Genomic DNA, 7,271 nt, shown 5'->3' with positions numbered 1-7,271 from the left:
GCTGCTCCCGCGCCTCGCGACGACGTACGCGCAGATCTTCGCGCACGACGAGTTCCTGCAGAAGTTCGACGGCGTCTTCTCCGGTCGCACCGACACCCCGGCCGATCGCGAAGATCTCGAGACGCTCGCTGCGGCGCTCAAGCCGCTGTCGACGTGGCATGCGCTCGACACGCTGCAGGAGGCGCGCGAGGCCTGCGGCGGCGCCGGCTTCATGTTCGAGAACCGCCTGGTCGGACTCCGCGCCGACCTCGACATCTACGTCACGTTCGAGGGTGACAACAATGTCCTGCTGCAGCTGGTCGGCAAGCGACTGCTCACCGACTATGCCAGCCAGTTCAAGGGCAAGGATGCCGCGGCGCTGGCGAAGTTCGCGGTCGGCATGACCGCGGGCAAGGTCTTCCACGGGGCGGGTCTGCGTCAGCTCGGCCAGGCCGTCTCCGACTTCGGTCAGGTGTCGCGCTCGGTGGAGCGCGGCCTCCGCGAGGAGCAGCAGCACGACCTGCTCGCCGGTCGCGTGCAGCAGATGGTGGCCGACGTCGCCGGACGGCTGCGCCCGGGCGCGAAGGACAAGGCGCTGGGCTCCCGCCTGTTCAACGAGAACCAAGCCGAGCTCATCGAAGCCGCCCGCGCCCACGGAGAGCTGCTGCAGTGGGAGGCGTTCACCGACGCCGTGCACGAGATCGACGATGCCGATACCAAGAAGGTGCTCACCTGGCTGCGCGACCTCTTCGGTCTGCAGCTCATCGAGAAGCACCTCGCCTGGCACCTGATCAACGGCCGCCTGTCGACCCAGCGCGCCGCCGCCGTATCGAGCTACATCGACCGGCTGTGCGCACGGCTGCGTCCGTACGCGCTCGACCTCGTCGACGCGTTCGGGTACGAGCCCGAGCACGTGCGCGCACCCATCGCGAGCGGCATCGAGAAGCAGCGTCAGGACGAGGCGCGCGCGTACTACGCCGACCTCGAGGCCTCCGGTGAGGCGCCGGTGAAGGAGAAGAAGACCAAGCGCGAGCCGCTCGGCGATCTGAAGAAGCGCTGATCTCATCCTTCGAATCGCGCAACTGGTCGCCTCAGGGCGGGGATTCCGACCATTCGCGCGATTCGAAAAGGGTGGGGCGGGTAATGTCGACAGGATGACCACTGTCACCGCCTACGCCGCACCGAGCGAAGCCGCACCGTTCGAGAAGACCGTCATCGAACGCCGTGAGCTCGGTCCGCTCGACGTGCTCATCGACATCGCCTTCGCCGGGATCTGCCACTCCGACATCCACACGGTGCAGGGCGACTGGGGGCCGCAGCAGTATCCGCTCGCCCCCGGGCACGAGATCACCGGCACCGTCGCGGCCGTGGGCGCCGAGGTCACGAAGCACGCCGTCGGCGACCGGGTCGGCGTCGGATGCCTGGTGAACTCCTGCGGCGAGTGCCGCAACTGCCTGCGCGGCGACGAGCAGTTCTGCACCGAGGGTGCGATCTTCACCTACGGCTCCACGGACCTCGACGGCACCGTCACCCAGGGCGGCTACTCCGAGCAGGTCGTCGTGACCGAGGCGTTCGTCCTCCGCATCCCCGATGCCCTCGCGCTCGACGTGGCGGCACCGCTGCTCTGTGCCGGCATCACCACCTACTCGCCGCTGCGGCACTGGAACGTCGGTCCGGGCACGCGCGTCGCGGTCGTCGGACTCGGCGGGCTCGGGCACATGGGCGTGCAGATCGCCCACGCGCTCGGCGCCGAGGTGACCGTGCTGTCGCAGACGCTGGGCAAGAAGGACGACGGCCTGCGGCTCGGCGCCGACGACTACCGGGCGACGAGCGACCGCGAGACCTTCCGGGAGCTCCGCAGCTCCTTCGACGTGATCCTCAACACCGTGAGCGCCGTGATCGATATGCGCGCGTACCTGAGCCTGCTCGATGTCGGCGGCACCATGGTGTGCGTCGGCGCTCCCGCCGAGCCGCTTCCTGTGCAGGTCATGTCGCTCATCGGCGGACGCCGCTCGCTCGCGGGCTCGAACATCGGCGGCGTCCGCGAGACGCAGGAGATGCTCGACTTCTGCGCCGAGCACGGCATCGCCGCCGAGATCGAGGTGATCCCGGCATCCGAGATCAACACCGCCTACGAGCGGGTGCTGGCCTCGGACGTCCGGTACCGGTTCGTGATCGACGCCGCGACGATCAGCTGACGAGCACCTCGGCGCCGGTGATCCGCGCGGCGAGGTGCGGGGCGAGCGGGGCGTCGGTGCCGAGCACCACGCGCACGGTGGCGCCGGGCTGGTCGACCGGTCCGCGGCGCTGACCACGCAGATCGCAGATCACCTGCCCGCGCGCCGGCCCCTGCGAGGTGTCGACCACGACGGAGACGGCGGGAGCGTTCGTCGCCAACACCCCGCCTACCGCGATCGCTGCGGCGAGCGGATCGTGCAGGGCGCTGCAGCGTTCGCCGTAGGTGCCGACGTAGAAGTCGAAGTAGAAGCCGAGCATCTCGCCGACGGTCCGTGCGAGCGGGAGGTCGGAGGCGAGCAGGGTCGCCCGGTCGTCCTCGTCGAACACGTTCTCCATCGTGACGTCGAGCGGCACCAGCGTGACGGGCCAGTCCGCCGAGACCGTCGCCGCCGCAGCCTCCGGGTCGTTGCCGATGTTGGCCTCGGCGACCGGGCTGATGTTGCCGGGTACGAGCGCGGCGCCGCCCATCGCGGTCACCTGCTTCACCCGCGACGGGAGGGTCGGGTCGAGCGCGAGCGCTGTCGCGAGGTTCGTCAGCGGACCGACGGCGATGACCTCGAGCGCACCCGGATACTCATGGGAGAGCCGGATCAGCATCTGCGCGGCATCCTCGTCCTCCGGCGTGCGGGTCGCGGGCGTCAGGTCGATCTCGCCGATGCCGTTGTCACCGTGCACGTGCGGGGCGCCGCCGTCGAACGGATGCGTGAGGAAGTCGTGCGCGCCGACGGCCACCGGCACGTCATCGCGGCCGGCGAGGGCGAGCAGACCCAGTGTGTTGACGGCTGCCTGCGTCGAGCTGGTGTTGCCGCTGACCGTGCCGATGCCGACGAGCGCGATCTCGGGTGAGGCGAGCAGGTAGGCCAGGGCGAGCGAGTCGTCGATGCCGGTGTCGCAGTCGAAGTAGACGGGGCGGGTGGTGTTCTCTGTCATGGAGTGCTCCGGTGTGGTTCAGGCGTCGGCCGCGGTCCGCGGCGTGATGAGGAAGCTGGTGATGAGGGCGAGGGCCGTGATCCCGACCGAGATCCACAGCGCCGTGACGTAGCCGCCCGGCGTGCCTTGCGCGGCGAACGGCGCGACGATGCCGATGCCGAGACCGGCGCCGATTCCGAACGCGCTGCCGTTGAGCCCGGGGAGTGCGGCCGGTGCTTCGGCGGGCGACTGCACGACGCCCAGGCCGTTGATCGTCGTCAAGACTATGCCGTTGTAGGTGACGCCGAGGAGCGCGATCATCGCGAACACGACCCAGAAGCTCTGCGGGAGCAAGGCGATGACGATCAGCAGCACGAGGCAGGCGACCATGCCGATGCGCAGGATCGGGATCCAGCCCTTGCGCCCGGCGAGCCATCCCGACATCGGCGCCGCGAAGACGCCGATCAGTGCGGGCGGCGCGAGGAACAGCAGCGCGGCGGTCGCGGCATCGAGTCCGAAGCCGTTCGCGGTGTCTTGGCTGAGCAGCACGACCGTGAAGTTGATGACGGCGAAGACGCTGGAGAGTGTGAGGACGGTGGTCGCGAGCACCGGCCACACCTGACGTGAACGCAGGTGCTGTACGGCGATCAGCGGCGTCGCGCGGCTCTTCTCGACGAACCAGAACACCACGAGGGCGACGACCGTGCCGCCGAGGTAGAGGAGCGTGATCGGGGCGAGCCAGCCCGCGCCCGGCCCGGAGGAGACGAAGTACGTCACGCAGATCAGCGCGATCGACAGGACCGCGGCGCCCCACCAGTCCATCTTCCCGGTGGATGCTCCGCCCGGGGAGGAGGGGATGACCCGGGCGACGCAGACGATCGCCACGAGGCCGACGAGGAAGATCACGACGAAGATCGACCGGAAGCCGAAGGTCTCGCTGAGCAGCCCGCCGATGTAGCCGTCCACTCCGCCGACGCCGCCGTTGACGGCCGTGATGATGCCGAGCGTGGTGCCGAAGACCTTGGCGCTGAGCGATTCGCTGAGGATGACGTAGGCCAGCTGGAACGCGGCGCTCGAGGCGCCCTGCAGCACGCGGCCGATGAGCAGCACCGTCAGGTTCGGCGCGAAGAGGCACAGCAGCGTGCCGACCGAGAGGATGCCGAGCACGAGGAACAGTGCGCGCTTGCGGCCGATGAAGTCGCTCCATCGGCCGAGCACCACGCCGCCGACGGCGCCGGCGACGAAGAACAGCGACGACACCTGCGCCACCTGGCCGATGTCCTCGCCGAGCTGGGCGGCGATGTCGGGCAGTGCGGGCGTGATCATGCTCGCGTTCAGCTGGTAGGACAGCACGCCGAGGATGAGCGTCGCGACCAGCCCGACGGCGCGGGCTCCTCGCACGGGTTCGCGGGCGTCGGTGCCCGGAGATGCGGTGGTGGCAGAGGTGTGCACGGAGACTCCTTCGTCAGGGGTGCCCTCGGGTGAGGCCTGTCTGATGTTATACCTCTCCGGTCCAACATCGTCAACACGGGACATCTCGTGCTTGAATACGAGGGGCATCCGCCCTCGTACCGCCACGGAAGGAACCCGGCATGACGAAGGAGATCGACCAGTTCCTCGGTCGCAGTCTGACGAGCACCGTCGGCCAGCCCCTGCGCGTGGCGGTGTACTCGCGCATCGCCGACGGCATCCGCTCCGGCGTGTTCGAGCTGGGTTCCGCCCTTCCGCGGGAGACCGAGCTGGGCACGGCGCTCGGGGTGAGCCGCACGGTCGTGCGGGAAGCCCTCATGCTGCTCGAAGAGGACGGGCTGATCCTCACCCGCCGCGGTATCGGGCGATTCGTCGCCGACGACCTGCCCCGCGTGGGGCTGGAGGAGCTGCGCCCGCTCGAGGAGGCCCTCTCCGACGGTGAGGACGATGTGGTCGTCCGCGCGATCAGCTTCGACCTGCAGTCCACGACGGATTTCACCTCGAGCAAGCTCGCCCTCGATGCGGCCGCGAACACCTGGTTCCGCGAGGCCGTCGTCGAGCGGCACGGCGAACCGGTCGCGATCCTGCAGGAGCACCTGCCCGCCGGACGCTATCTCAGCGACATCAGCCCGGCCATCGCCGACGGACTGGAGCAGGCCGCCGCGTCATCGTCGAGCGTCCTGTCGGCGCTGCGGGAACAGGGCGTCGTCTTCGATTCCGCGGTGTGCGAGATCACCGTCAACGTCGTGGGTTCCTCGCGCGGAGAGCTGCTCGGTCTCGGCGCCGCCGACCCCGTGCTCATCCTCACCCAGACGGTGACGACCGGCGGCATGCCCGTCTACCTGGCCAAGTGCATCGTCTCGTCCCGCGTCGGCCACCTCTCCGTCGTCCAGACCACCTCCTGATTGCGAGCATCCGTGCAGAATCCCCTTCCCCTCACCATCGTGGGCAGCATCAACGTCGACCTCACGGCCCGCGCCGAGCGACTTCCGCAGGCCGGCGAGACGGTCGGCGGCGGTCGTCTCGTCCGCGAGGCGGGCGGGAAAGGCGCGAACCAGGCGACGGCGGCCGCACGGCTCGGCGCCGCCGTCCGGATGATCGGCGCGGTGGGCACCGATCCCGACGGCGCCTGGATGCGTGCGGAGCTCGAGGCGGCCGGCGTCGACACGACGAGCGTGCAGACCAGCGAGGAGCCGACGGGGGTCGCTCTGATCGTCGTCGACCGCGAGGGGGAGAACCAGATCGCGGTGTGCGAAGGAGCCAACGGCGACATCGACCTCGCCGGCGTCGAGTTCGCGGCGGATGAGGCCGTGCTCGCGCAGCTCGAGATCTCGATGGACCTCGTCGTCGCGCTCGCCGAGCAGGTGCGGGGCTACCTGGCTGTGAACGCCGCCCCGGCTCGCGACCTCCCGGAGTCGGTGCTCGCGCGCGCGGACCTCATCATCGTCAACGAGACCGAGTACGCGCTGATCCCCGCCCTGCGTGCGGCGAAGCGCGTCGCGGTCACCTACGGGGCCGAGGGCGCGAAGCTGTTCGAGTCGGGCGTCGAGGTCGCCGCGGCGCCGGCGGTCGAGACCACCGTGGAGAACACGGTGGGCGCGGGCGACGCCTTCTGCGCCGCGCTCACGATCGGGCTCGCCTCGGGGGTCGCCGCCGATCGCGCACTCGCCGCCGCGTGCGCCGTGGGCGCCGCGGCCGTGGCGGATCCGCGCTCGCAGCCGCTGCTCTCCCGCTACGACGCCTATCTGCCGGCCTGAACGGGTGAGGTGATCCATCGCGGCGATGTCGGTCGCCGCGGATAGCCTGGCCCGATGACTTCTCTCCTCGTGGGCCCCGACGACCGTGCCCGCTGCGCCTGGGTGGGCGACGATGTCGAGTACCGGCGCTATCACGACGAGGAGTGGGGAACGGCGCTGCACGGCGACCGTGCACTGTTCGAGAAGATGGCGCTGGAGGGCTTCCAAGCGGGGCTCTCGTGGATCACGATCCTGCGCAAGCGCCCGCGGTTCCGCGAGGTGTTCGCCGGCTTCGAGCCCGACGTCGTCGCGGAGTTCGACGAGGCCGACATCGAGCGCCTGATGGCGGATGCCGGCATCATCCGCAACCGCGCGAAGATCGAGGCGACCATCGGCAACGCCCGCCTGGTCCGCGAGATGGGTGAGGGAGAGCTCGACGAGCTGATGTGGTCGTTCGCGCCACCGGCATCCGGCATCCGTCCGTCGTCGATGGCCGACGTGCCCGCCGTCACGCCGGAGTCGGCCGCGCTGAGCAAGGAGCTGCGCGGTCGCGGGTTCCGGTTCGTGGGGCCGACCACCATGTACGCGCTGATGCAGTCGGCCGGCATGGTCGACGACCACCTGGAGGGATGCTGGCGGGCGTGAGCTGCCCGAGACGGGCAGGTCTGCCCGTCAAGCGATATTCCGGACGTGGTTAGGATGAACGGGTGCGCCGTCCGCCCGCTGGGCGGCGGTGGAAGCCGAAGAGTGTGTATGACCCTGGGGGGAACCGGGTATGAAGGCGTTGTCGTGGATGCGCGCGCGACCCAAGACGCTGGCCGCGGCCGCGGGGGTCACCGCCGGCGTCATCGCCATCACGACCATGGCGCTCACGTACGAGGGCTTCCCCACGACGAAGGTCGATCTGAACGACGGCGGCGTCTGGATCACGAAGACGTC

7 protein-coding genes are annotated in these 7,271 nt (G+C 69.8%); 5 read left to right on the top strand and 2 right to left on the bottom strand.

Going from position 1 to position 7,271, the window contains the following annotated elements:
• Together DW306_RS01025 and DW306_RS01020 are read left to right on the top strand one after the other, a co-directional pair.
• Positions 1-1,039: acyl-CoA dehydrogenase (locus DW306_RS01025; RefSeq protein ID WP_275092141.1), on the top strand; the 1,039-nt coding region annotated here is incomplete at its 5' end.
• 94 nt (positions 1,040-1,133) lie between these two features.
• A complete protein-coding gene (locus DW306_RS01020) occupies positions 1,134-2,177 on the top strand; it encodes an NAD(P)-dependent alcohol dehydrogenase (protein ID WP_136053793.1) in 1,044 nt (347 codons plus the stop codon).
• Here DW306_RS01020 and DW306_RS01015 read toward each other — a convergent pair.
• The gene (locus DW306_RS01015) at positions 2,170-3,147 is read right to left on the bottom strand and encodes a nucleoside hydrolase (RefSeq protein ID WP_136053792.1); all 978 of its coding nucleotides are present in this window, start codon (positions 3,145-3,147) and stop codon (positions 2,170-2,172) included. The two genes, DW306_RS01020 and DW306_RS01015, sit on opposite strands and share 8 nt — an antisense overlap.
• 18 nt (positions 3,148-3,165) lie before the next feature.
• Positions 3,166-4,578 (bottom strand): MFS transporter, encoded by a 1,413-nt coding sequence (locus DW306_RS01010; RefSeq protein ID WP_240746999.1) that lies wholly within the window; start codon positions 4,576-4,578, stop codon positions 3,166-3,168.
• A gap of 140 nt (positions 4,579-4,718) precedes the next feature.
• On the opposite strand from DW306_RS01010, the gene DW306_RS01005 reads away from it, so the two are divergent.
• Genes DW306_RS01005 through DW306_RS00995 form a run of 3 tightly spaced genes read left to right on the top strand, consistent with a single transcriptional unit; the run spans position 4,719 to position 6,977 of the window.
• A complete protein-coding gene (locus DW306_RS01005) occupies positions 4,719-5,501 on the top strand; it encodes a GntR family transcriptional regulator (RefSeq protein WP_136053791.1) in 783 nt (260 codons plus the stop codon).
• Positions 5,502-5,513: 12 nt separating this feature from the next.
• Positions 5,514-6,353 (top strand): PfkB family carbohydrate kinase, encoded by an 840-nt coding sequence (locus DW306_RS01000; RefSeq protein ID WP_136053790.1) that lies wholly within the window; start codon positions 5,514-5,516, stop codon positions 6,351-6,353.
• Between the two features lie 54 nt (positions 6,354-6,407).
• The gene (locus DW306_RS00995) at positions 6,408-6,977 is read left to right on the top strand and encodes a DNA-3-methyladenine glycosylase I (protein WP_136053789.1); all 570 of its coding nucleotides are present in this window, start codon (positions 6,408-6,410) and stop codon (positions 6,975-6,977) included.
• Positions 6,978-7,271: the final 294 nt, after the last annotated feature.

The organism is Microbacterium sp. K24 (genome assembly GCF_004794465.1).
Taxonomy (GTDB): Bacteria; Actinomycetota; Actinomycetes; order Actinomycetales; family Microbacteriaceae; genus Microbacterium.
The sequence above is the reverse complement of the archived record's forward strand: the minus strand, read 5'-3'. Positions and strand labels throughout refer to the sequence as shown.